General features: G+C 43.3%; 23 protein-coding genes and 1 pseudogene. 10 read left to right on the top strand and 14 right to left on the bottom strand.

Features of this window, described 5'->3' with window-relative positions; all coding sequences use genetic code 11:
- The first annotated feature begins 140 nt into the window (after window positions 1-140).
- Window positions 141-728, top strand: coding sequence for a shikimate kinase (locus tag AC5590_RS19130; protein ID WP_169265074.1), 588 nt, complete (start codon window positions 141-143; stop codon window positions 726-728).
- Window position 729: 1 nt separating this feature from the next.
- On the opposite strand, the gene AC5590_RS19135 is transcribed toward AC5590_RS19130, so the two are convergent.
- The gene (locus AC5590_RS19135) at window positions 730-1,386 is read right to left on the bottom strand and encodes a nuclease-related domain-containing protein (protein WP_169265075.1); all 657 of its coding nucleotides are present in this window, start codon (window positions 1,384-1,386) and stop codon (window positions 730-732) included.
- 327 nt (window positions 1,387-1,713) lie between these two features.
- On the opposite strand from AC5590_RS19135, the gene AC5590_RS19140 reads away from it, so the two are divergent.
- Window positions 1,714-2,118 (top strand): gamma-glutamylcyclotransferase, encoded by a 405-nt coding sequence (locus AC5590_RS19140; protein WP_169265094.1) that lies wholly within the window; start codon window positions 1,714-1,716, stop codon window positions 2,116-2,118.
- 57 nt (window positions 2,119-2,175) lie between these two features.
- Here the strand turns inward: AC5590_RS19140 and AC5590_RS19145 are convergent, their stop codons facing one another.
- The 3 genes from AC5590_RS19145 to AC5590_RS19155 form a co-directional block, all read right to left on the bottom strand.
- A complete protein-coding gene (locus AC5590_RS19145) occupies window positions 2,176-2,811 on the bottom strand; it encodes an anti-sigma factor family protein (RefSeq protein WP_169265076.1) in 636 nt (211 codons plus the stop codon).
- A gap of 156 nt (window positions 2,812-2,967) precedes the next feature.
- Window positions 2,968-3,624, bottom strand: coding sequence for a sigma-70 family RNA polymerase sigma factor (locus tag AC5590_RS19150; protein ID WP_169265077.1), 657 nt, complete (start codon window positions 3,622-3,624; stop codon window positions 2,968-2,970).
- Window positions 3,625-3,988: 364 nt separating this feature from the next.
- Entirely contained in the window at window positions 3,989-4,168 is a 180-nt protein-coding gene (locus AC5590_RS19155; protein ID WP_169265078.1) for a QAALIT motif small membrane protein, read from the bottom strand.
- A gap of 373 nt (window positions 4,169-4,541) precedes the next feature.
- Between AC5590_RS19155 and AC5590_RS19160 the strand changes: the two genes are divergently transcribed.
- Window positions 4,542-5,213: a L,D-transpeptidase gene (locus AC5590_RS19160; RefSeq protein ID WP_169265079.1), complete on the top strand. Its 672-nt coding sequence runs from the start codon at window positions 4,542-4,544 to the stop codon at window positions 5,211-5,213.
- A gap of 349 nt (window positions 5,214-5,562) precedes the next feature.
- Here the strand turns inward: AC5590_RS19160 and AC5590_RS19165 are convergent, their stop codons facing one another.
- From AC5590_RS19165 to AC5590_RS19180, 4 genes are all read right to left on the bottom strand, one after another.
- The gene (locus AC5590_RS19165; RefSeq protein WP_169265080.1) at window positions 5,563-6,096 is read right to left on the bottom strand and encodes a late competence development ComFB family protein; all 534 of its coding nucleotides are present in this window, start codon (window positions 6,094-6,096) and stop codon (window positions 5,563-5,565) included.
- Window positions 6,097-6,196: 100 nt separating this feature from the next.
- Window positions 6,197-7,132, bottom strand: a complete 936-nt coding sequence (locus AC5590_RS19170) for a M23 family metallopeptidase (protein ID WP_169265081.1) — start codon at window positions 7,130-7,132, stop codon at window positions 6,197-6,199.
- A 155-nt stretch (window positions 7,133-7,287) separates the two neighbouring features.
- Window positions 7,288-8,412 (bottom strand): site-2 protease family protein, encoded by a 1,125-nt coding sequence (locus AC5590_RS19175; RefSeq protein WP_169265082.1) that lies wholly within the window; start codon window positions 8,410-8,412, stop codon window positions 7,288-7,290.
- A 245-nt stretch (window positions 8,413-8,657) separates the two neighbouring features.
- On the bottom strand, window positions 8,658-9,875 hold the full coding sequence (locus tag AC5590_RS19180) for a hypothetical protein (RefSeq protein WP_169265083.1): 1,218 nt from the start codon (window positions 9,873-9,875) through the stop codon (window positions 8,658-8,660).
- Window positions 9,876-10,312: 437 nt separating this feature from the next.
- Here AC5590_RS19180 and AC5590_RS19185 point away from each other — a divergent pair, with 437 nt between their 5' ends.
- A complete protein-coding gene (locus tag AC5590_RS19185) occupies window positions 10,313-10,711 on the top strand; it encodes an RNA-guided endonuclease InsQ/TnpB family protein (RefSeq protein WP_211178432.1) in 399 nt (132 codons plus the stop codon).
- 54 nt (window positions 10,712-10,765) lie between these two features.
- Window positions 10,766-10,972 carry a nitroreductase family protein gene (locus tag AC5590_RS19190; RefSeq protein ID WP_246162614.1) on the top strand — a complete coding sequence of 69 codons (207 nt, stop codon included), beginning with the start codon at window positions 10,766-10,768 and terminating at the stop codon, window positions 10,970-10,972.
- Between the two features lie 104 nt (window positions 10,973-11,076).
- Here AC5590_RS19190 and AC5590_RS19195 read toward each other — a convergent pair whose 3' ends face one another.
- The 4 genes from AC5590_RS19195 to AC5590_RS19210 form a co-directional block, all read right to left on the bottom strand.
- Entirely contained in the window at window positions 11,077-12,150 is a 1,074-nt protein-coding gene (locus AC5590_RS19195) for a 30S ribosomal protein S1 (protein ID WP_169265095.1), read from the bottom strand.
- Window positions 12,151-12,451: 301 nt separating this feature from the next.
- Complete coding sequence (locus tag AC5590_RS19200; RefSeq protein WP_169265084.1) at window positions 12,452-12,559, bottom strand: photosystem II reaction center protein T; 108 nt, start codon at window positions 12,557-12,559, stop codon at window positions 12,452-12,454.
- 171 nt (window positions 12,560-12,730) lie between these two features.
- Window positions 12,731-14,260 carry a photosystem II chlorophyll-binding protein CP47 gene (gene psbB, locus AC5590_RS19205; RefSeq protein WP_169265085.1) on the bottom strand — a complete coding sequence of 510 codons (1,530 nt, stop codon included), beginning with the start codon at window positions 14,258-14,260 and terminating at the stop codon, window positions 12,731-12,733.
- Window positions 14,261-14,632: 372 nt separating this feature from the next.
- A complete protein-coding gene (locus tag AC5590_RS19210; RefSeq protein ID WP_169265086.1) occupies window positions 14,633-14,965 on the bottom strand; it encodes a hypothetical protein in 333 nt (110 codons plus the stop codon).
- A gap of 449 nt (window positions 14,966-15,414) precedes the next feature.
- On the opposite strand from AC5590_RS19210, the pseudogene AC5590_RS19215 reads away from it, so the two are divergent.
- The 5 genes and pseudogenes from AC5590_RS19215 to AC5590_RS19235 all read left to right on the top strand — a co-directional run bounded on the left by AC5590_RS19215 (window position 15,415) and on the right by AC5590_RS19235 (window position 23,044).
- A pseudogene (locus tag AC5590_RS19215) lies at window positions 15,415-17,064 on the top strand (ABC transporter substrate-binding protein).
- A 139-nt stretch (window positions 17,065-17,203) separates the two neighbouring features.
- Complete coding sequence (locus AC5590_RS19220) at window positions 17,204-18,229, top strand: ABC transporter permease (RefSeq protein ID WP_169265087.1); 1,026 nt, start codon at window positions 17,204-17,206, stop codon at window positions 18,227-18,229.
- Between the two features lie 390 nt (window positions 18,230-18,619).
- Complete coding sequence (locus AC5590_RS19225) at window positions 18,620-19,948, top strand: nSTAND1 domain-containing NTPase (protein WP_169265088.1); 1,329 nt, start codon at window positions 18,620-18,622, stop codon at window positions 19,946-19,948.
- A gap of 202 nt (window positions 19,949-20,150) precedes the next feature.
- Window positions 20,151-22,628: an AAA family ATPase gene (locus tag AC5590_RS19230; protein WP_169265089.1), complete on the top strand. Its 2,478-nt coding sequence runs from the start codon at window positions 20,151-20,153 to the stop codon at window positions 22,626-22,628.
- 221 nt (window positions 22,629-22,849) lie between these two features.
- Window positions 22,850-23,044, top strand: a complete 195-nt coding sequence (locus AC5590_RS19235; RefSeq protein WP_169265090.1) for a hypothetical protein — start codon at window positions 22,850-22,852, stop codon at window positions 23,042-23,044.
- 195 nt (window positions 23,045-23,239) lie between these two features.
- Here AC5590_RS19235 and AC5590_RS19240 read toward each other — a convergent pair whose 3' ends face one another.
- Together AC5590_RS19240 and AC5590_RS19245 are read right to left on the bottom strand one after the other, a co-directional pair.
- Complete coding sequence (locus AC5590_RS19240) at window positions 23,240-24,814, bottom strand: GMC oxidoreductase (RefSeq protein WP_169265091.1); 1,575 nt, start codon at window positions 24,812-24,814, stop codon at window positions 23,240-23,242.
- Between the two features lie 111 nt (window positions 24,815-24,925).
- Entirely contained in the window at window positions 24,926-25,528 is a 603-nt protein-coding gene (locus AC5590_RS19245; protein WP_169265092.1) for a cytochrome c oxidase subunit 3, read from the bottom strand.
- Window positions 25,529-25,807 lie beyond the last annotated feature (279 nt).

The following is a 25,807-nucleotide window of genomic DNA, read 5'->3' on the forward strand; positions in this document are numbered from 1 at the left end:
ACGAGAACTCCTAACTGAATTTAATAGTCGCTTCTGTTTCGCTATTGTGGCATACTCTAGAGTTACCGTGACGGCACTGCGATCCGCGCATATTAAAGCGATGGTGTTGGCAGCGGTTCTGTGGCTGACAATAGAAGAACATGAAATCAGACATCATTCTCATTGGTCCGATTGGTACTGGCAAAACTACGATTGGGGCGCTTCTAGCTCACAGGCTCAGTCTTCCACAATACTCGATGGATGAGCGACGGTGGGACTACTACAAAGCGATCGGCTATGACGAGGAACTAGCAAAGCATAAACGAGAAACTGAGGGGTTCTGGGGAGTCTACCAGTATTGGAAGCCATTTGAAGCCTATGCTGTTGAAAGGCTGCTATCCGAACATAACCAATGCATCATTGATTTTGGGGCTGGTCATTCCGTGTATGAGGACGCTGTTTTATTCCAACGAGTTCAGCAAGCTCTAGCACCGTATCCTAATGTTGTTCTTTTACTTCGATCACCCAACGAATATGAGTCGGTGCAGATCCTTAATGAGCGCAATAAGTATGTGCCAGATGATAAACCAAACATCAACGAACACTTCATCAGACACGCCTCAAACTATGAGCTTGCGAAGTTCACGCTATACACCAAAGGCAAGACACCAGAAGAAACTTGCAGCGAGATTCTCAACTTGATAAAGGGTAAGTCCTTGTATGGTTGGAACCATTCAACCAGTTGTTAAACTAGCTATATTTTGTCAATTTCTTTGGTGCTGACGTCAATAAACTTAATAAATTTACTGCATTAACTACATATACACCATTAATTTGCTTGTTCTGCTTGATTTTCTCTAGATTTGCCTGTGTAAAACAAATGATTGGTTGCACAAAACTCACGCGCTTCATATCTTTTAAAGCACTTGCTTGACCTTTAACTGCTTGTAACAAGTTTTTCCCGTAAAAATCATGAACCTGCTTGCCGTAGCCTCGCTTCAGCATAGCACCATCAAAAAATATTCTGCCTTTGTTACTTTTGACATCTATTACAAAATAATTGCTTTTAGGGGAACACAAAAATACATCCGCATCACCCCAGCGCTTCAGCGGAACATTGTATTCAATTATCCAGCCTTGGCGTTCCAGAGGTTTTAACAGTCGCGCTACCTCTTCTTCTCCGTGGGCACCTTGGTCTGCTTGATTGGCTTTGATCCACAACTTTTGCCCCTGTTGGTAAAGCAAAGCTGCACCAACCCAGCAGCCAAGCACAACCAATATTCCCAATCGCGACGGGATTGATATCAGTAACAAAATCAAAAAGGGAGAGACAACTAAACTAAATGCCCCTCCAAAGCATGCTAAAGCTTTACTTCTACGTTCGTGGGCTAGTTGTCTGATTCTCATGCCAGCTTTTGGCACATCCACTCCCCCAATTTAAATCGTTACATTTATAATATTGGGAGAATTGGCAAAATTTTACAGCTTGTGCAGAATAGACTACATCTTTGACAGTGTAAATAGAATGTAGTATTGTATTGCAAGCAGAATATGAGTAAAAGACTTACATTGAAACGGTTTTGGGCCTGATTACCAGGGAAGTTTCCCAAATCGATTCATGTGGCGACGAAGAAGAAATTTCTGCTCAAGGTTTTAATCTCGGTCTTTGCCAATACCCTTGAAACACGCATTTTCGTAACTAGCAACTTCAGGAGTTATTAAAGATTCTTGGTGATAAAAGTTTTTGTCTACGGGACTCTTAAACCAGGTGAAGAAAATTATCAAAGATACTGTGCTGGTAAGGTAGTCAATACTACTAGAGCCGTTGCACAGGGAAAATTGTTTGCCTTACCAATGGGTTATCCAGCAATGATACCAGGAGATGACGCCGTATACGGATATTTACTCTCATTCACTAACTCAGATGTGTTAACGGCTTTGGACGAGTTGGAAGGTTACCATCCTGATCGAGACGCATCAGAAAACCTTTACAACAGAAAGCAAATAGAAACCCAGGATCTACAAGGACACTTGCTTGGTTATGCCTGGGTTTACATAATGACAGAAAAGCTAGCCATTCAATTACAAGGTATCCACCAACCCAATGGTTGGTGGAGTAGTTCTCATAAACACAAATGATGAATTCTAAATTTTTTTAACTTAATTTTTTACTTAAAATTCATCATTCATAACTTTTTAATTTACATAGTCTTTAATATTGAACTCATGCTCAATATCTTGCGATTGAGGCTCTACTTTTTTATCATCTAAATTTTCAACAGAGGCTTCTGCTGTTTTTGGAATTGGGATCACTGGATTATTTATAGCAACCCTAAGCGGTGAGGCGACAACAGGAGTAGACATTACTGATTGTGTCTGCGTTGGTTGGTTTTGAGCCAATTGAAGTAGCCTAGACTCACCACCTGTCAGTAGACCAGAAAAGGCACTAATCATGCAAGCTGCAATAGCAGCCCCTCCAGCCATCAATACTAGCCTAGGGCGACGGCGCAAACGTGCCATCACTTGCTCGACTGTTTCTTCTACTGACTGTTGTGGTTCAGGTACTGGAATAGCCCGTACACCTTGTCGCAACTTTAATAGTCGCGCATGCAAACGCTTAACTGTCGCATCTTCTGCAAGCCATCGCTCGACTTGCTTGCGTTCAGCAGCCGTCACCTCACCATCGAGGTAAGCACTCAATAACTCGAAGCGATCGCGCTTCACCATATCCATAGCACCCGTTAATTCATTGGTATGCTCAGTATTCCCACCTCGCAAATCTTTGTGATGTTGCAAGGCAGAACGGTCATCAAACTGAGAATCAGTAGTCATTTTAACATTATTACCAATTCCTACACGGGTAAACACAGCGGACTAAGATGAGAAATTAATCAATTCTTTTCCTGTTGGCAGAAGCACTCTGCTATCTCTTTCATAATACTAACGAATTATCATAATCTGCCATTAACCAAAGGATGGAAACTGTTATTACGAATCTAAATAATTTTGCAACTGAGATTGCAATCTCGCTCTTGCTCTAGCTATTCTCGACTTAACTGTTCCTAGAGAAACACCAGTAATTTCGGCAATTTCTTCATATGCCAATCCTTCGATTTCTCGCAGAACTATTGTTGTACGGAATACTTCTGGCAAATCAGCGATCGCCTCACGTAGTTGCTCATAAAACTCTCTAGTCGTCAGTTCTTCCTCGGGTCCAGGAGTATCTCCTGCAATTTCCCAATCCATCTCGCCATCGTCTACCGAACGGGGAGCATCCAGTGACAAAGGACTGACAACCCGCTTGCGCTTACGCAACTCATCGTAAAACAAGTTGGTGGCAATACGGCTTAACCAGCCTCGGAATTTGGATGGTTCTTGTAATCGGTTAATATTCCGATATACACGAATCCAAACCTCTTGAGCCAAATCAGCTCTGTCAGGCCAATCAGGAGCTAGATGGTATAAGACTCTATCTACCTGGGATTGATATCTACGTAACAACTCAGCAAACCCAGCACGCTCAGGGCGTAATCCTGCTTGACAACGCAAAATTAGGTCATGATTTGAGAGTTTCTCAACTTGTACTGAGGTTTCTGGAAGCCTTGTATCAACTGTTGACCAGGATACAGTAATCGATTGACTCATAGATCGCACTGGCTTTAAATCATCCCTATCTATTAGACCTGTTAATCAGTTGGAAGTTACTTGATAGAGTGACGGATTTTTGACTGGAACACTCTTGGTATACTAAACTAGACACAAAGATAATGGAACAAAAAAAGACTTCATACGTCTATTACAAATACACCCACCTTTGTGCACCTCTTTGTTATGAGGTACAACTATAGGGCAATCTTACTTATGTTTGTGCGATCTTGAGAACTGACCACTTACGCTTGACAAAGTTTGAACAAAAAACAAGTTAAAACAAAATCAACTCAGTAAGATTCAACAATCCACGAGACTAATAATGCATTTTGTGTTCTGTGAGTTTTGAATTCTTTGTTGGTCATTTGCTTTGTTTCAAAAAAATTTCTTGCCGTGGCAATGTTACCACGATATTTGCTGCTCTTTCAGCTTCTTGTTGGTAATTCTTGAGATTTGCATTCGCTTGCTTGGGTATGTGAACTTGCGAAAACAGATTTAAAGAAAAAGTAATCGTAACTGCTAACAATAGTTTTTCCAACATAATTTTTCTCTCACCCACGCCAATTAATGATTGCTACATTTAGTGAAGAGTTCCACTCCAAGGAAAGTTTCTGATCTGAATTTGGTTCATGTCAAAGCAGTAACGGAATGTCCTTAAGACCTAGTTTGCCTGGGAGTATTGACGAATTCATGAGGAAACTGATAAATCTTGATGAATTTTTGGTAACCAAATCATGAGAAGATAAAAAAAATATAAGTATAACTATTGTTCGCTCTTGATTTTTAATGAATGCCAGTTTTGAAGAGTTGGTACAGGGTAGGGCTATGGTGGGTAGAGTAGATCAAAGGTTAGAGTAAGGTAGGGTAAGCTGATAGCTAAATGGAAGAGCTGGGTCTCTTAAAGAGAATAGACGATGGCGAGAGTAAGAAACGACTTATTAACACGTGTAGTGATGTTGCTCTGTTTTGGTACAGCACTGCTATCTCTGGCTGTCCGCTGGCACATGACGAGTTCTACGACTGCTGATACAAAGTTAAAAACAGGTGGAAACGTTATTTTATCTGAGAAAGCCTTTGCAGCAGAAAAACCGTGGCAACTGATACAGGGAAGACAGAATGCAATTGCGTCCAATATCTCAAATTTGCTATCGGCTAAAAGTTCGGCTCAAGAAAAATCATCTCTTGGGTTGGTATCTGGAAAGACTTTATTGGTAGTTGCTTTGAGCGATCGCCGCGTTTACGTTTATCATGGGGATGTTGTTGTTGCAAGCTACCCAATAGGTGTGGGGAAAAAAGGCTGGGAAACCCCCACTGGTACCTTCGAGATTATACACAAGCAACTCAATCCTATGTGGCGTCACCCAATTACTGGCAAAGTCTTTCCGTCAGGTGAAGATAGTCCTTTAGGAGACAGGTGGATTGGTTTTTGGTCAGATGGACGCAATCAAATTGGCTTTCACGGCACACCAGATGAGGAGGTTGTGGGCAGTGCAATATCCCATGGGTGCTTGCGGATGCGTAATCCTGATGTGCGCTTACTTTACCACCAGGTGAGTTTAGGTACACCAGTGGAAGTCCGTCAATAATAATGATGAGTTATGAGTTATGAGTTATTTGTCATTTCTTTTTGATGAATGACAAATAACGAATGACCGAAGAGGGGGAAAGTGGGGATTGGGAAAGGGGAAGGATCCAAGGGTACAAGCCCCAGACCGCCACGCTTCGCTCGCGGCGCTGCGCGACTTTCTTCATGGAGGGGGAAAAGATTCAATTCGTTAGCGTAGCTAACGCAGTGCGACGCAAAGTGTGAGAATTTCGGTGTCCTTACTTCAAGCCAAGAGCTTTAGTTTGGTGGTTCCCTTTCCCCTTTAACCTTTAACCTTTTCCCTGCCCGTTCGCGCAGCGTGTCCGTAAGGACTTAGGGCGTGACTACTCTCATTTTTGCTCAAAATGAGGTGCGTATGCTTGGAGTAAGGTACTAACTTGGCGCAGAACTTCGTTGCCAGTATTTTTTGTTCCAACTGGCGTCCTGTCATCATTCGGTCGGTCTAAGTTTCTAACGATCGCCTCGGCGACTCGCTGGGCAATCAATTTCTGGAGTTCTTTTTTGGCACGTTGGCGCTGGTAGTTGGCACCTTCTTCTGTGGTGGCATACAAAGGTGGTAGGCGGTTCAGGGCGTAAGCGGCAATATCCCCAACATCGAGAGAACTTTCGCTAGTTGCCTCAATTTCTGCTACACGGGATATTGCTTCTGTGAGTACCAACTCTTCCATAACGTTGATAAATTGTTTGCGTGGTACCGCCACCACTTCCCCAGTCAATAGCGCGCCCATCAACTGATCCAACGCCATGTACTCTTGTTTTGAGAGTTCATTCGCGCTATCACAGATTCGCCCAACATCTGCTTCCATTGCTGGTGTTAGATAACCATCCCGGAGAGCTTGTTCCACAATTTTTTCAATACTCATAACGCTCATCATTTTTTAGCCATCCAAGCAAGGGGGGGCACGGTACCAATCAATCCTATTTATTTTGCCCACATATGAGCAAAGAATACGCAAATAGTTACTATTTTACTGCTTGATCTCTCCAAGGTACAGGGTCAATAGATTTTCCATTCACATAAAGTCCCCAATGTAAATGTGGACCTGTAGAAGCGCCAGTTGCACCCACAGCGCCAATGAGTTGACCAGGTTTGACAATATCACCTTCTTTAACATTAATACGACTCAGATGCATAAAAATACTTGCCACTCCTTGCCCGTGGTCAATCCCAACAACATTACCATGAACTCGGAACCCTTGAGATACCTTACCTACTAAGGCAACGCGTCCTCCTGCTGGGGTGACAACAGGCGAACCAGCTGCCCCAGCATAATCAACGCCGCGATGGTAATAATCATTTGCGAATTTACCATTATAATAGCGACGAACACCATAAATTGTTGTGATCGGGCCTTTATTCGGTGCCAAAAAAGCCGCATCCCAAAACTTTTCTGGTGTTCGTATTGCCTTAAACTCTGCTGCACGCTTGAGTTCATACTCTGTGGCTTCCACACCAGCTTTTCCTGGGGGTAGGTTAATGCGCTGTATGGGGAATTTGCGATCGCGTACTTGTATGGATAAATTCTGCACTTGACCTTCAAAAGAAACCTGAACATTTCTGGTTCCAGCTTTTTCCAAAGGCGTGGTGGGGATAAAAGCCCGATACTGTTGTGGTGCTATTTCATATGCTGGATAAGTCTGATCACCATTAGTGACTGTGACATTGCTACCATTAGCTGGATTATCTAAATTCACGACAACTGATATAGTATCGCCAAGTCTAGGAGTTTCTGGACTGACTTGTACTTGTAACGCTTTAGCTTCCCCCGCTAAAGCAATGGGCAAAGCCGCGAATATTCCTAGGACAACACTGATTGCACTGAACTTAGCAATTCTTGCTGGAACGCCTAAACTTAGGACTTTCTTATTAAGCTTACTGGTGTGATATTCGACAGTCATAAAGATGGTACAAAAATTTTCAATCCTTCTGTTGAACAACAGACTACCGTATTGTTTCAGGTGTTTCCCAATCTTGACCAAAACGTAAATACACTTTCCTCCCCACTTCTTTTAAAAGTGGAGAGGAAAGGCGATGTTGTTTAAACAACTCATGATTATGCAGGATTCGCTTGCACTCTCCTTTGAAGGAGGCTGATAATTGAAGCTTTTTCTAGAAGTCCGACCAGTACGCCATTGTCACAAATTACGGCAAGTGCAGATAACTTCTGTTGTTCTAAAAGCTGCATCACTTCCAACAAGGGTTTGTCAGATTGGACAGTGACGACGTGTTGGACTGGTCGCATAACTTCTCGTACTTGAGTTTCTGACCAAAGTGCTGTGGAGACAGTTCGCAAATCTTGAACAGATATTGCTCCTACCAATTGTCCACTTTCATCAGTCACCAAGAAGCGATGCCAGTTTTGACCATTCAAAATACGCTCGTCAGCAAACTCTCTCAGGGTTAGGCTCGCAGACACAGTTGGACTATCCAGTGTGACTGCATCGGCTGCTGTTAAACCAGTCAATTGTTCTTGTACTTTAGCAAACTGAGCTGCATTCCCAGCATTTCGCACTAAGAAGAAACCAATTAACAAATTCCAGATGTTAGCAAAGCTACCAAACAATAGTACTGGAAGTAAACCAGAGGCTACAGCTATCCAACCAAAGATTTGCCCAACTCGACTGGCAAAAACGACGCCTTTATATGGATTACCTGTTACTTTCCAAACAAGAGCTTTCAGTATATTTCCACCATCTAGAGGCAAGCCCGGAATAAGGTTAAATAGAGCTAATGCCAAGTTAATAGAAGCCAGTAGTCCAATGATTGCTGCCAATGGCCCTGTTGGAGTAGCTACAAAACCGATAGCTGTCAGTATCCCGAATAGCACTAGGCTAACTAAAGGACCTGCAACTGCAACCCAAAAAGCTTCCGCTGGAGTTTTCGATTCTCTTTCTAAGCTTGCCAACCCACCAAATATGAATAGTGTAATTGATTTTACATCTATTCCTTGACGAATAGCGACAAAGCTATGTCCTAATTCATGGGCGACAACCGAAGAAAATAACAATACTGCTGTCAGCAATCCCAGTGGCAAAGCTAATCCACCACTTAATTGAGGAAATTGTGCTGCTAGTCCACCGCTGTAGCTTAAAGTCACTAGGAACAGGATTAAAAACCAAGACGGATGGATATAGAAGGGAATCCCGAAGAGATTGCCAACGCGAATAGTCCCATTCATACCTTTCACCTTTGATTTCAACTTACAGAGGTTTTGTTTGACCTCTGTTGATGTGATGTTTCAATCGTAACGAAATGTTAAGCATTTTTAATCTTTATAACTGTCGTGATCTCCGTCTGTTAAGATGCGGTAATCCTACTTAATAGTTGTTAAAACAGTGAACACTGATAACTGGTAACTGGTAACTGATAACTGCGAAGAGGGTATGTGTTAGCCCTCCTCGGTTGCTCTAGGACTGCTCGCTTCTAATTTTTAATTGGTGGTGCCAAAGGTTGGCGTGGTGTACCACCTCCACCAATGCTGTTCGGTTCGTTATTGTCCACTACCTTCACCGCAGCAATAATTTTGGCGAAGTCCGCTTGGAACGCTGTATCTCCATCCATGTGATATCCGGTCACTGCTTCGTACTCTTGCTCAGCACTTCGCTCAACGCAAAGGTAATTGTAGTCCCAACCCGCATCATCAACAACGTAAGCGCCGTAGTCTTGCATGGCTTGGAAGATTTTTTTACCTGCTTTAGAGGTCAGTCCCAAACTCTTGGCTGTGATATCAGGTGGAATTGCTAGCAACGAACCTAAAACCAGCGCGGGATTAGACCCCTGATATTGGTTTGCTGCATTACTATCAGCCAGACGAGCTGGCCAGCGGTAACCAGGAGTTGACGATGAAGGATTATAATGCAGCCACTTACCCCAGATATCGATCTTGAGTGCGTGACGGATAGGCTTGTTGTTCAACAACTCACCTTTGCGAATGCTACCACCAATGCTCGACATCCCTGAGCCACCATGTCCACCGTAAATGCCATCGCCGTAAATGTCTTGCTCTCCAAACCAAACGCCGTAAAGTGGAGCACCCTGGTAACAACGGGTAGTCACGTTAAAAGACACCAATGTTCTGCCATCAGGCTTTAGGAACGCTGAGGAGTTATTTGGCGTAAAGTATTCCTTTGCATCCTCAATGATCAGATTGTAAGGAACCTTCAACGGCTCACCCGCTTCGGGATGCCACTGCGCTTGCTGCTGCGGCCCAAAGCCAGTGCAGCGACCCGGACCCCATGAGTCAGGCATATAAGTTGGCACAGCTGGATCACTTTGTTGGGTGATGATGAACCAATCTGTATCAACTCCAACGCGCGTTGAGCTGATCTGAGCATCAACATATTGCGCGTTTGCTCCAATTGGCATATTCCAAATACTGTCGCAGGCAAACGGCTGTGTGTACTTATCGCGTAGTTGAGCACGACCACATTTGCTCCTATCTGAGGTGGTGGTTTGGGCTGTGAGAATAGGGGTAATCGTTTTTGTCAGATGTGAAAACTTTTTTGAGCTATTTGCTAACTCCAACTTGGTCTTTTGAGTGAGACTCAAGCTTAATTGATTTTGATTGCTAACACTGATCACAGAAGTGGTATTAAGAATATGGTTAATAGCACTCAGGGTTATAGGATCGAAAATAATCATTTGCCTATTTTGTTAAATATTGGTTGAATCTCATATATGGTCATTTTTTCTCCTCTAGACTAATAGAGGAAAAACCCTGAAAACTTGTTGAAGTTTTGTAGGCAGAGATTTCACACCTTGAGTGAAGCCAAGTTGACGCAAATGAGATGTGCTCAAACTTTTATTCAAGTCATGTGATTAACGCAAACTTGTTAACAATAGGAATCCGATTTGATTTATGAACTAACTCGTCGGGGAGGAAACCCTTAATACGGAATAGGGAATAGAAAAAATGCTGTTGAGGGCATACTGAGCTTTTTTAAAAAAGAAAAAAAGGGTCAGAAATATATGAAAATATTTGAATAGCTCAATCTCTATAAAGAGAAAAATTTTTTATCAATTTTCCGCACAAAATTCTCAACAGGCTTAAATTAACTGAGTTCCCGTGGATGTATGAGGTGAGTAAATGCTCTCCTCAAGAAGCGTTGCGCGACTTAGACAGAGCATTCAAGAACTTTGCTTTTGGCAGAAAAGCTGGTAGAAATGTTGGCTTCCCAAAATTTAAAAAGAAGGGACAAACAGATGGTTTTCGTCTTACTGGTTCTATCCGGGTCAACACAAAATCTGTACAATTGCCACGACTAGGAAAGATACGAACCAAAGAATATACAGGTAAATTTTATGGTCGAATTTTATCTGCAACGGTCAACCGTGAAGCTGACCGTTGGTTTGTCAGTCTGACCGTAGAAGCTCAAAGACCAGAACCATCTCCAGTACAAGGTGGCTATGTGGGAATTGATGTTGGAATAACGTCATTTGCGGTATGTTCTGATGGTACAAAAAGGGATAGTGGTTGATGCCACTATTAGTTATGAGTCGCTGAAACAGGAAGCAACAAGTGGACGAGATATTTGTCCATAAGTTGTGGAACGGAGTTGTACAATATTCCTAAAGGGTATGAGCCAGTAGCGGCAATCGCTATTGGATACCCCGGCGAATCCAAATCACTACCAGAACAATACCAACAGCGCGAGTTATCTCCACGCCAGCGCAAGTCCATTGAGACGTTTGTCTTCACTGGAAGCTGGGGACAAACTTCCCCTGTGGTCAAATATTAGTTATTAAAAAAGAGTGATTTTCCCTCTTCATCCAGTATTTTTTTTAAGCTTTATTTATAAGCTTTACTAAATAGCCGCTGTATCCAACCACAACGGCAAATGCATTACTCTTCAATAGCTGCTGGTATTTCCTCTTCAACTGCTTCAACTTCAACTGGTTCAACTGCTTGAGGTGCTTCAACTTCAACTGGTTCAACTGGTTCAACTGCTGGTGGTATTTCTTCAGCGCTAGTTTCAGCGGCTTCATCTGATGGAGCACTCACAGTAGTAGCACCTTGCTGTTTAGCTAGCAACTGTTCGCGATACCTAACAGCCATTTCTTCTGCCTTGTCATAAACCAAATCGCGATTTTTAATCATGTCACCTGGTTCAGGTTCCAGTTGTTTGGTAGACAAGGAGATACGACCACGTTCTGCATCCAAGTCAATGATCATGACTTTGACTTCATCATTGACATTAAAGACACTATGAGGCGTATCTATATGCTCGTGGGAAATTTCGCTAATGTGGAGTAGACCGCTCACACCGCCAATATCAATAAAGGCACCGTAAGGCTTGATACCGCGTACAGTACCAATCACGACCTCACCAACTTCTAGGCGGTTCATCTTGCGCTCAACCAGCGCACGACGGTGAGATAATACAAGGCGGTTACGCTCTTCGTCTACCTCTAAGAACTTCAATGGTAGTTCTTCGCCAACCAATTCTTCTTTTGGTTTGCGTGTGCTAATATGAGATCCGGGAATAAATCCACGTAAGCCTTCTATCCGCACCAAAGCTCCACCACGATTAGTGGCAAAAACACCAGAACGAACAGTCGCATCTTCTGCTTGCAACTGTCGTACCCGTTCCCAAGCCCGCATGTATTCAATACGGCGAATGGATAGCGTCAGTTGACCATCTTCGTTTTCATCGGTCAGGATGAAAAATTCTCTTGTTTCGTTGGATTGTAATACTTCTTCCGGGCTATCCACCCGGTTGATAGACAATTCTTGTATAGGTATATATGCAGCTGTTTTTGCACCTATGTCAATCAGAGCGCCGCGCGGCTCTATGCTGAATACTGTTCCTGGTACTATATCACCTGGGCTAAAATGATAATCGTACTTGTCCAACAGAGCAGCGAAATCATCGTGAGTAAATCCAATTTCAGGAGCCATTAATTTCTGATTGACCATGCTGATTGTTTCCCGGTTATTTTTCTCCGTAAAGGTTTTGCCTCCTAGCGATGTAATGCAAGAGCCGAATAGGCATTCCACACCTACATCATTTTTCATCCTAGCGCAGAAAAGTGGATCTGAATACATTACCTTCCAGATCGTACATCATACCATAAATACTCTACTCTTTTGTTTTCGTTAATAATTACTTATCAATAATACTTCCATACACTCTTTTTTGTGCAGAAAGGGCGCAATTCTAGATGCGCCCTCACATTTATAGCACTTTACACCTTATCGGTGGATAGATAATGGTGATTTATTTTTCTTCTTTCTTTTGAATGCGAGGAGGTTCGCGGAAGGCGATCGCAAAGAAGAGAGTTCCGATCGCCAAGGTTAAAACTAGGATGTACGCAACGCTTTCCATAGCTATAGTTCCTGCCTATTTTCCCACTATTATTAGTGTACCAAGTTACAAGAAAGAATGGTCTAGGGAATTGAAACTTAGAAATTGGGGATGAGGAAGAATTTTTCCCGTTCCCAGTCGCCAGTCCATAGTTCCTCTGATTAGACCATTCTTAACTTTTCATTACAAAGTTTAGAGAGGTTCCGCACGGCGGGTTGTTTTGTCACCCACTTTCTGGAACAGACCCCATTCAACTTGTTCTTCGAGATCCGCCTCAACACCAGCAAAGACATCTCGGTAGATAGTTCGAGAGCCATGCCAGATATGACCAAAGAAGAACAACAGTGCAAAGACAGCGTGTCCAAATGTAAACCAACCTCTAGGACTGGTGCGGAACACACCATCAGAGTTTAGGGTTTCTTTGTCAAATTCAAAGATTTCGCCGCCTTGAGCCTTACGAGCATATTTCTTCACATCAGCTGGTTCTGTGAAGGTTTGACCGTCTAAGTCACCACCGTAAAAGCTCGCGGTAACACCTGTTTGTTCAAAGCTATATTTGGATTCTGCTCGACGGAAAGGAATATCAGCACGGATAATACCATCACTGTCGGTCAAAATCACTGGGAAGGTTTCAAAGAAGTTGGGTAGGCGACGCACGGTCAACTCACGACCTTCAGAATCTTTGAATACGGCGTGACCTTGCCAAGATTGGGCAATACCATCACCCCTATTCATTGGACCTGTACGGAATAGACCGCCTTTTGCAGGGCTATTGCCGACGTAATCGTAGAACGCGAGTTTTTCCGGTATTTGTGCCCAAGCATCAGAAAGGCTTGCACCTTCAGCAAGACTACCTTGCACGCGGCGATCAATCTCGTGCTGGAAGTAATATTGATCCCACTGATAGCGGGTAGGTCCAAACAGTTCGATTGGTGTGGCGGCGTTTCCGTACCACATGGTGCCAGCAACAACGAACGCTGCAAAGAAGACAGCAGCGATACTGCTGGACAGCACAGTTTCGATATTACCCATCCGCAGAGCTTTATAGAGCCTTTCGGGGGGTCTTACTGATAGGTGGAATAAACCTGCAATAATACCTACAATACCTGCTGCAATGTGGTGAGCCGCGATACCACCAGGGTTAAACGGGTTAAAACCGTCTGGTCCCCACTCTGGTGCGACTCCTTGGACATGCCCTGTTAAGCCGTAGGCATCAGAGACCCATATTCCAGGTCCAAATAATCCTGTGACGTGGAAAGCACCAAAACCAAAGCACAGTAGACCAGATAAGAACAGGTGAATGCCAAACATCTTTGGCAGGTCAAGAGCGGGTTCACCAGTGCGTCCGTCTTGGAACAACTCCAAATCCCAGAAAACCCAGTGCCAAACGGCAGCTAAGAACAGCAAACCGGAAAGAACGATGTGGGCAGCAGCTACGCCTTCAAATGACCAAAAACCAGGATCGGTTGATGGATCGCCGGTAACGTTCCAACCGCCCCAAGATTGCGTTACGCCTAAGCGTGCCAGAAAGGGCAGCACGAACATACCTTGACGCCACATCGGGTTGAGTACTGCGTCGCTAGGGTCATAAATGGCTAGTTCGTACAAAGCCATTGAACCAGCCCAGCCTGCCACCAAGGCTGTATGCATCAAATGTACAGAAATCAGTCGCCCTGGATCATTCAGAACAACTGTATGTACTCGGTACCAGGGTAGTCCCATCGACTACGCTCCTCCTCGATGATTTATGTTTACAAAGCAATGCAATTTTTCAGTTTTTGTTATTGCCACAGCCGAAATTATCCCACAGCTTTGTCTTATAAATGAGACAGTGTGGTTGATTTGGCAATTTTTACACATTTGGGGAGTTTTCATCCCAAAGAGTCGCCATGGCCAAGTGAAAAATGAGAATGTTTAAAAAAGTGTAACGTTTGATGGAGCTGTTTGCAAGCGTGTCAACATCAGCATATACGTAGCTTAAGGGTGTCTCAAACTACGTACGTTTTGAGGATAAAAAGAGCAGGGGATAAGAAAATTCACGCATTCGCTCATTTTTATCCCCTTGATCCGGTGTAACCTTCGTGATCGCTGAAACTAAACCATAGATTTAATATCTTGCAGATGACATCTAGCCGAGGCTGTTCCCAAGCGTTCAATAACCTGTTCAGCACTCATCAACCGTTTGAGGACAACTTGACCTATGGCTTGACCAGATTTACTGACTTCTAGTTGTGTTGTCGGCTTCACTTCCACAGTTAAAACGACATCTTCAACCTGATAAAGCCATAACACTTCGTCTTGTTCTACTAGACAGATATTCATGCGCTGAATGTCTGGTTGGCGTCGCCATGCAGCCATCTGCCAAAGTCCATCAGATGCCCACACTCTGCCAACTGTCCAACCGTCGGATAGGAAGAAGTATTTCACACTCTTTAGTCTCGCTATTAGACTTAAAATCTACTTATTCTCGATTGGCATTTAGGGTGCCAGTCGGTTTCCCTGAAGCTAAGAATTTTTTTCCTGCATTGGGATGCACGTAGACAAACCCTAATGTAAAGCTTTTAAGATACGAGAAAAGCTTAACAAATGTTTGCCCTGGTATAGTTTAAATTTAAAACAAATTTGGGCACTGTTTATATGTTTAATCAAATAATTTTTTTTCTGTTATTCAGGAACATGAAATTCTATATATTGGTCTAATTTTTTTATTCTCATGGTAGGACTTAAATAAACTTATAAAAGTTGACTCGCAAGACTCGCAAGAACTCAAAACTCACAAGATGAGCAGGTTTTCTCCTAAAATTTGAATTTTTTATCGGCAGATTGCCAAAAAAATAGTATAATGCTTGACCACTAAGCTTAAAAATATTCAAGTTATGACCAGGTTTTCCTTGTCCGCAAGACAGTGGAGTCGAATTACTAAATTCTTTTGTTTACTTTGTTTGTGTTTAGTTTTGGTGGCTAGTTGTTCCAGGAGCCAACAGGCTACGACAACATCTGGTACGGTTAATGCCTCAACAGGCGATGGTCGCATTACTATAGGTACGACGCTTAATCCTCGTACTCTTGATCCGGCTGATGCTTATGAATTGCGATCGCTTGGGTTAGTGTACAACATGAGCGATCGCCTTTACGCCTATGAACCAGGAAGCACAGAAATTAAACCTCAGTTAGCCACAGCTTTACCCAAAGTCAGTCAAGATAGTTTGACTTACACAATCCCTCTACGCCAAGGAGTTATATTTCATGACGGAACTCCTTTTGACGCCAAAGCAATGGCGTTTAGTCTGGAACGCTTTATCAAAAATGGTGGGAAACCTTCTTTTTTATTATCAGATGTAGTCGCTTCAGTAAAAGCAACGAGTGAGTATGAGTTAACCATACAACTGAAAAAACCCTTTGCAGCGTTTCCATCACTGTTAGCGTTTTCGGCTTTTTGTCCAGTTTCCCCCAAAGCTTATGAAATTGGTACAGATAAATTTAAGCCAAATATCTTTATTGGTACTGGTCCATATAAATTAGCACGGTATGGCACAGATTCCTTACAATTTGATGTGTTTGATAAATATTGGGGAGAAAAACCAGCCAACAAAGGCATTAATTTGCAAATTTTAAGTAGTCCAGCAAATTTATATAATTCCTTTAGCACAGGTGCAGTTGATGTTGCTTACCTCGCTTTAGAACCAGATCAAATTCGCAGCTTACAACAAAGTGCTAAAAAAGAAGATTGGCAACCGATTGCAGTTCAAGGTAGTGTAGTCAGTTACTTGGTTTTAAATCGGAATCAAAAACCGTTGGATAAGCCAGAAGTTCGACAAGCCATAGCTTCAATGGTTGATCGTTCACTGATGACTGAGCGTGTTCTATTAGGTCAAGGCAGTCCCTTGTACAGCATGATACCGACAACGCTTGACGTTTCCCAACCATTATTTAAAGATAAATACGGTGATGGCAATGTAGACAAAGCTAAACAATTGTTAACTTCTGCTGGTTTCTCCAAATAAAATCCAGTCAAGCTACCAGTTTGGTATCCTTCCAGTTCTGCTCCTCGCAGTTTAGCAGCACAGCTACTCAAAGCTTATGCCGATAAATATATGGATGGAATGTTGCAATTTGAACTCAACGTTGTAGACGGTGCTACCTTCTTTAAAGCTATACCTAGGAGTTTTTATCCCACTGCTTTGCTAGATTGGTATCCAGACTTTATAGATGCAGATAATTATATTCAACCGTTTTTGGGTTGCGATAAAGGATCAGACGCGAAGGGATGCGAAAAGGGGGGAAGCCAAACTCAGGGTTCATTTTACTATAGTGAGACTATGAATAAATTGATTGCAGACCAACGTCAGGAACAAAATCCTGAAATACGTAAGAAAATTTTTGCAACGATTCAAGCACAAATAGCAACTGATGTTCCATATGTTCCCTTATGGCAAAGCAAAGATTATGTATTTGCTCGCAAGGGAGTCAGTGATGTGCAAATTGATCCAACTCAAAATCTGATTTATAAAAGAATCAAAAAATAGTCATGAGTCACCCGCAAGGAAATAAATTTCCTTGCTGATAATACCAAGTCCATTGAAATGGACTAAATTATTTTCCTGTCCTCTTCAAGCCCGGAAATTTATTCGCGCTTAAGTCATCGATTAGGTGCAACATATAATTATGTCTAGATCCAAAGCTTTACAATATTACATAATCGTCCGTGTACTTTTAGCTCCATTGATGCTATTGACTGTAACAACAGTCGTATTTCTTTTACTACGCGCAACACCAGGAGATCCAGTTGATGCGATTATTGGTGGACGTGCGCCAGAAAGTGCGAAGGAAGAATTGCGAGCGAAACTGGGTTTGAACCTTCCAATATGGTTACAGTATTTGAATTACATGGGAAAATTGCTGCAGCTAGACTTAGGAACTTCTATAGGGAGTCGTGGACAATCTGTTTGGGAAATAATTGGGCAATATTTTCCTGCAACTGTGGAATTGGCGGTTTGTAGTATGGCGATCGCACTCATAGTTGGAATTGGAATTGGTGTTATTTCTGCCTCTCGTCCTGGAAGTTATCTAGATATTGGAGGGCGATTATTTGGGATTATCACATATTCTTTACCCATGTTTTGGGCTGGGATGATTCTGCAATTGATTTTTGCAGTCCAATTGGGTTGGTTTCCTTTAGGAACGCGCTTTCCGACAACTACGCCAGCCCCTCATGGTATCACTGGTTTATATACGGTTGATAGTTTATTGACTGGAAACTTGAATCAGTTTTTTACTGCTTTATATTATCTTGCGCTTCATAGTATCACTTTAGGTCTTTTGCTGAGTGGAATTTTTGAGCGAATTGTGCGAGTGAACTTAAAGCAAACTATGAAAGCAGATTACGTAGAAGCAGCAAGAGCAAGGGGTATTCCTGAAAGAAAGATTTTGTTTTCTCACGCTTTAAAAAATGCGCTGATTCCTGTGATTACTGTTATGGGTTTGACGTTTGCTTCACTTTTAGGTGGGGCTATTTTAACTGAGGTTACCTTCTCTTGGCCTGGATTGGCGAATAAGTTATATGATGCGATTAATGCGCGGGATTATCCTTTGATACAAGGAGTGTTGGTGTTTTTTGCGGCAATTGTGGTTGTTGCTAGTATTGTGATTGATATTATCAATGCTTATATAGATCCAAGGATTAAGTATTAGGTATGGGTTATTTTTCGATTGAAGTTTGATGTATGAGTTTTCGGATTGATTCCGGAAACTTTTTTGTTTCAATATATTTTTTAACGAACCGCCAAGACGCAGAGGACGCAGAGAGAAGAAGAAGAAGAGGATTTGTTTTTACTCGCAGTCAAACACGATATTCCGTCATTGCGACTGGAACGTAGACGCCGAAGGCGGCTTCCCGAAGGGTAGTGGAAGGAAGCAATCTCATCAATCCTGAACGACTCATAACGCAAATTGATAAAAGGTTTTTAGTCCATTAAAATGGACTTGGTGCTATAAGCCCGGAACTTCAGTTCTGGGCGGGCGAGAATGCTTGTTGAGAATAGTGTTATATTCTTCAGTAACTGAACTCTCATAATTGCCTAAATGAGCGGTGCTATTTCTGTAAAAATCCTGTTTTTAGCAGCCGATCCGAGTGATGCTTCTCGGTTACGTTTAGGGCAAGAGTTACGAGATATTAAAGAAAGATTGCGAATAGCCAAAGCGCCAGAAAAATATCAGCTAGAACAGCGAGAGTCAGTTCGTGTAGGGGATATTACTCAAGCATTTTTTGATATTGAGCCAAACATAATACATTTTTCTGGACATGGTACAAGTCAAGGAGAGCTTTGCTTTGAGAATGAAGTAGGCAAAGTTCAGTCTGTGAAGGCTGATGCTTTGGCAGCAATGTTTGAGTTGTTTGCACAGCACGTAAATTGTGTGGTGCTAAATGCTTGCTACTCTGAAATTCAGGCAAAGGCGATCGCCCAACATATCCCGTTTGTGATTGGGATGAATGACGCAATTGGTGATCAAGCGGCGATTTCTTTTGCTGTTGGTTTCTACACAGCATTAGCAGCAAATCGTTCCATTAAAGATGCTCATAAGTTTGGCTGTGTACAAATTCAACTACAAGGTATTCCAGAGCATCTCAAACCAGTGATTTATGTAAAAAAAGACCTAATTTCTGACTTAAAATCGAGAACAGAAAGGGCAATTCCCAATCCCTTCATTCCCCAGAATGGCAGAGTAGAAGATACACAACGGTTCTTTGGACGAGAAAGGGAAATGCAGCGGGTGTTTGAGGTGCTTAACAGCGGAAGTAGTGTTGCTTTGATAGGAGAAGAAGGAATTGGCAAGTCATCTTTACTATGGGCGATTTGCCAAGAAGCGAAAAATCGCCTGCAACCGTCGCGTCAGTCAGTTTTTCTAGATTTGAATTATATAGATAATGAAGATGACTTTTACAGCGCGTTGTGTCACGAGGTGGGTATCGCGGAATGTACAGGGTATCTGTTAACCCGAAATTTGAAAGCACATAAAAATAAAGTGCTACTGGCTTTAGATAATGTAGGAAAGATGACTTGGCAGGGGTTTACTCGTGGAGTCAGGGATAAGTTGCGGGGTTTAGCTGAGGGAAGCAATGCGCCGCTGAAGTTGATTTTAGCTGCGACTGAACCACTCAACGATTTGTTTAATGATAGTCATGATGAAGGTAAGACATCACCGCTGGCGGGTATTTGTCAGGAGGAACATATTCAGCCTTGGGATGAAACTACCATGCGTGCTTTTATAGATAGTCGTCTGGCGGGGAGTTCTGTAAGGTTTACTGAGGAGGAGATTGTGCAATTGCTAAAAGAAAGTAGCGGACATTCTCGGAAACTCATGCAGCGGTGCTATAGAATTTATGCGCGGTATACCGGAGGTGGGGAATGAATTCAGTTCTTGCACTATTATCGTATATCGTCCACGACCGCCTAGGATTAAAATCCCAGGCTGATAGAGAAAGTCCACTCAAGTGGACTCTCACAATCGTTATGCTTTGCAGTCCTCTTCAGAGGACTTTGACTGTGAGCCAGGAAATTTATTTCCGGGCGGGTAGTGTTCGTAGCTTACTGAAAATGGCGGAGAACCTGCAATGAACCAACACCCACCCGTACCCCGCCTAGACTTAGCCCCGAAACTCAAGCGCCCCCTCTCCCTGTGGAACCCGTTGGATTACCTGCGCCTGTTGTATTGGGTGTTTTTTTTCCCCCAAGCTTTGCGGTGGTATATGGACACTTTCGGGGGTGGGTATATTCCTGAAAAGGAAATGAGTTGGCAAGAGAAATGGGAGTTGCTGCGACAAAATCCCATTCAGCGAAATTTGCTTATCCAAGGGTTGGTGTTGACAGTTGTTACACCGCTGACGTTGGCTTGGCTTCTTCAGCAAATAGGCGTTGATATTAATTGGTATGACGTGGCGTTAGGCGTGGCGTTAGGCGTGGCGTATAGCGTGGCGTTAGGCGTGGCGTATAGCGTGGCGTTAGGCGTGGCGGGCGGCGTGGCGTTAGGCGTGGCGTTTGGCGTGGCGTTAGGCGTGGCGTTTGGCGTGGCGTTTGGCGTGGCGATACTCCGTCCAGAAAATTGGCTTTTTGGGTTACCTCTTGTTCTGCGATCGCCCCACAGACAATGGCAAATTCCCCATGTTACTCCACTTCCGCTTTACTCCCTGTCTTCTCGGTTGAAAAATTGGCTGTGTCAAGACTGGGAGACTGGTTTGCATAACGCCAACCAATTGCTGGCTTACACTCTTCAATTCATCCCCGTGATTCAAGCTGTTAATCTGGTACTGGCGGAAACCCCTCCAGAGCAAGTTGTCTTTCGTGTCGTTCAGCTAGCTGAAGATCCTTTTGATTGGCAACTCGTACGTTTTACCTCAGCTTCTCTTAATGAAACGCTCAAGTCAACATTTGTCAAAGATTTCTTTTCTTTCCCGTTGTTCTTTTTCTTGCCTCGTCGTTGGCAAGAACAACTCCAAGCTCTTTTTTTCACAGATACTCGCTTAGACACTCCCGCCCGTGCTACAGCAGCTGGTTTCTGGTATCTGCACGAAAAAGAACCAGTGAAAGCCGTGGCGGCTTTTGCACAAGTGCGTTCTCTTCCCTATGGTGAAGAAATGTTCACCCTCGCCCAAACTCTAGCAGCTTTTAACAAAGCAAACAAACCAAACACGATCGCAACAGTAAAAATTCCTCCCTTTCCACAAGAACCTCTGCTGCGCCCAATCACCTGGCAAACTCTCACATCTCTACGTTCTGTCGTTGAGAATGCCAAGATTATACAGCGCAGTCAGTCTGCTTATCAACGCTCTTTAGCTCTCAACCGCGCTTTAGGGGAACTCACAGAAATTCTAAATAATGCCGATACTCTGCCGCAAGCAGAACGCTGGTTAATTATAGACATTGCCCAGACTTGGAGATATGCCTTGGAGGGGATAGCCAAGGAAGTTGGGGAAATTTCCATCACCAAGCCTGTGAGTAATCCTTACATCATTGGCGATCCAGTTGTAGGCGATCGCTTCGTTGGACGGGAAGATGTGATCAGACAGTTGCAGGAGTTGTGGATGAGAAGTTCTCAACTCCAATCTGTTGTTATCTACGGACACAGGCGGATGGGCAAAACTTCCATTCTGCGGAATGTCGCCAGTTTTGTAAAAGCAGGTGTACAAGTAGCGTATGTCAATCTTTTAGAAGTTGCAGATGCTCCCCAAGGAGTCGTAGAAGTGTTGATGGCGATTTCTGATGCCATTTCTGAAGTGATGCAAATTCCACCTCCAAGCAATGAGGATTTGCTGAGTCTTCCGCAACCGACATTTAGAAGATACTTGACACAGGTGGAAGCAGAACTAGGAACTCAGGGTTTAATTATTGCCTTAGACGAGTTCGAGAAAATCGAGGAACTGATGTCGGCAGGAAAAATTCCTCTAGATTTTATGGGGTATCTCCGGGGGTTGACGCAGAAAAGCTCTAAAATTGCCTTTGTCTTGGCAGGTTTGCACACCTTGGAGGAGATGACAGCCGATTACTTTCAACCTTTCTACGCCAGTGTGATGACAATCAAAGTTGGCTTCATGGAAGCCGGGGCGACTCACCAAATTCTTGCAAATCCATCTATTGAAGACTTTCCCCTCGACTACACGCCGGAAGCCCTTGATAAAATCTACTCACTCACCCACGGACAACCTTATTTAGTACAACTTGTCGCTTTCCAACTCGTCCGCCGTTACAATGACGAAGTTTTTAACACAGGACGCGCCCGAGATAATAATCTCACAATAGGGGATGTGGAGGCAGTTGTCAACGACTTTGAGTTTTTCCAGCGGGGACGCTACTACTTTGATGGCGTTTGGGGTCAAGCGGCGCGGGGTGCTGCTGGTCAGCGGGAGATACTTCGGGCGTTAGCGTCACCACCACAAGGATTAAGTATTACAGCCTTATATGATTGTACAAATATAGAAATTGCCGCTTTGCAAGAAGCGCTCAATACATTAAAGCGTCATGATGTCGTTGAAGAAATTGAGGGACGCTGGCGCATTATCGTAGAACTCTTTCGTCGCTGGGTTTTCCAATTGTAAAATATAGGACTTGTATTTGATTTTTGCTCAGCTAGGTACTTTTTATTTCTTCTTCCCTGTTCCCTGTTCCCTGTTCCCTGTTCCCTATTCTCCGACACGATATGAATGATAATTCATCCAGAAGACATATGGAATAATTAAGCAGAACTACATCTTGGACAGAAGAAATGGCATTCCTATACTTCCTAAGATGTTAGGAGTGTTAAATACGGAGTTTGATCATGTCTTATCCAGAAAACGAAAAAGAAGAACAAAATACTGCGGCTTCTGGTGGTTATCAAACCACTGTTGACGAAGAAAGCCGCAAGACAGGGGCTGCTACTAAAAGTGGTGGTAAAGAGTCTGCAGCACCAGAATCTGGTAGCAGCGAGTCTGTTGTAGAGGGCGGCGCTAATCAAGGAACCGAAAAGCGTTAAGTTTCAATGGGCAAGGGGTATAGGGGTATAGGGGAGCCAGTACTGATAGCGTAGCGTGGCACTTTGTGCCATAGGAGGGTTTCCCTCCGCAGGTATCTGGCGTGTGTAAGGGTGTAGGTGTTAAAACCCGTGACACCCTCACCCCCTTACACCCTCCCATAACTGCTAGATCTCGTTGCGTAAGTCCTGTTCTACTTAACTCAACCGTGAAATCAAGTGTTCGCCAACTCGCAGGGCATTGGCGATAATCGTTAATGTAGGACTCACAGCAGCACTAGATGGGAAGAAACTGCCATCTACAACATAAAGATTATCTACATCATGGGTGCGACAATTGAGGTCAAGAACAGATGTTGTCGGGTCTTCTCCAAAACGGAGAGTACCACACTGATGCCCCACGACTCGAATCGTGGTATTGCTATAAGGATAAATGTCCAGCGGTAACCCTGATTTGTTTTCAGTTCTTTCTACTGATTTGAGTATTTCTGTCCAATGATAAATCAGGCGGTCATGAGCCTCAAAATTATTGGTCGTGTAATCCAAATATAGTTTAGAACCCTCCACGCGCACTCTATTGTTGGAGTCGGGTAAATCTTCCGTTTGCAGCCACCAACCAATTGTACGCGATGCCAACTGCCGCAGCCCAAGTCCTGGCATTAATTTTGACAAAAGAGCCAACAAAGGTGGTGCTTCAGTAAGAATCATCTCCTGAAGAAGACTACCCGTATTCTGGATATGACCCATTGGATATTCATAATCCAAGTATCCCCAGTAAAAATCGTTGACGCAAATCGTCTTTTGGAACACGGTATGGTTAGGTTTAGGACTGAGTTGCACCAGTGCTGTCATCAGGTGTTTCATGAAGTTGCGTCCCACCTGATCAGAACTATTGGCAAGTCCGGTGGGGTGCTGTTCATTTGCCGATCGCAACAACAACGCCGCTGAGTTCACCGCTCCACACGCCAGCACCACAATATCACTGAAAAACAGATGCGATCGCCCACCAATTTCCGCTTCAACAGCTTTAATTTCTCGACCAGACGGACTAGTGTGTAAACAGACAACTTTAGCTTCTGTCTTTAGTGTGACATTGGGCAATTCCAGGGCTGGAACAATTCCTATCACCTCAGCATCACCTTTGCCATCAACCTTACAAGGAAACCCATCACAAGTTTTACAACGGATACAATCACTGTCATCGGCATCGGTTTCATTTAGCCTTAAGCCCAAAGGCAGATGTGATGGATGCAGCCCCTGCTTAAGGATAGCATCGCAAAGTTGCTGCATTCGGGGTTCGTGGCTTACCGGAGCAGAAGGGTAATCTTCGCTGTGAGGAGGTTCTGTTGGATCGTCTCCCTGTTTACCGTGGACAGAGTAAAGCTTTTCTGCTTCAGTGTAGTAAGGTTCAAAGTCCTGGTATTTGACAGACCATTCTGGAGAAATACCATCTTGATGTTGAACCTTCTCAAAATCCTTTTCTCGCATCCGTAGCAAAGCCGCACCATAAACCTTGGTGTTACCTCCTACCCAATAATTGGTTTGGGGACGAAAAGGATCTCCTGAGATATCGTACCACTGTTCACGAGCGTTATAGCGTGCTTTTCCAAAAACCTCAACGGCACTCCAATTTTCTTTTTCTTTTGGTAAGAAATCGCCTCTTTCCAGAACAAGAATTTTCTTACCTGTCGGTGCAAGTTTGTGTAATAATGTACCCCCACCTGCACCTGTACCGATGATAATTAAGTCATAGTGTTGATCATCAACAATCATAAGATTTCTCCTCTTTTAAGGTTGTAGAAAAACAAAAATTGAAAACTCAAAATAAAAGCGCTCGCCCCAAAACGTGTGAACAGCATTTTGCTTCAATTTGTCAACTTATCTTCACTGCCAGATATAAATGAGGACAAACAAAATAATCCAAATCACATCAACAAAGTGCCAAAATAAAGATGTTGCATTCACACCATAGTGACCAGACTCATAATTGCCCGGAAGAAACGAACGAGCAAAAATAATAATTTGCAATATAATCCCAGTCAGAACGTGAAAACCGTGAAAACCAGTCAATAAGTAAAATGTTCCACCAAAAACACCACTAGTAAAGCCAAAAGCAAGGTGACTCCACTCAATCGCCTGTCCAACTAGGAAGTAAGTTCCCATTGCTATTGTTGCTAAAAGAAACAGGCGAAATTGATTCAAATTGTGACGTATTAAGGCGCGTTCTGCGAAATAAATCACAAAGCTACTAGAAACAAGAATCACCGTATTAATAGCAGGGTCTTTAATTTCTAATCCAGAAACACCAGACGGTAACCAATCAGGAGTGGTTGTTTTATAAACAATATAGCCTGCAAAAAAACTTAAGAAAATGACACTCTCTGAAAGTAAGAACACAATAAAACCGAACATTTTATTGCCTTCTTCGTCGTGGGTATGCTCATGCAAAGGTTCCTGTATCTGTTCTGAAATGATGGAACTATCCATTGATTAAAATCTCCTTTACGTTTAACTTGTGAAAATCGATAGGTTCAGATTCCCGACTTCTTAAAGAATTCGGGAATCTTGTTATTCACGTTTGCGTAGCGGTAGTAGGGCTTATGATTTAGGAAATTTTGTAGGGTGGGCACTGTTTACTGTTTGCGCTCGACTCCTATTTTTACATTGTGGGCAGTGCCCACCTTGCAATTATTGAGAATGGTGAGCCAGCGCGGTCTTGGGGAGCCAGTTCTGCAGGAGGGTTTCCCTCCGTAGGAATCTGGCGTG

This window comes from Brasilonema octagenarum UFV-OR1 (assembly GCF_963888615.1).
Classification (GTDB): Bacteria; Cyanobacteriota; Cyanobacteriia; order Cyanobacteriales; family Nostocaceae; genus Brasilonema; species Brasilonema sennae.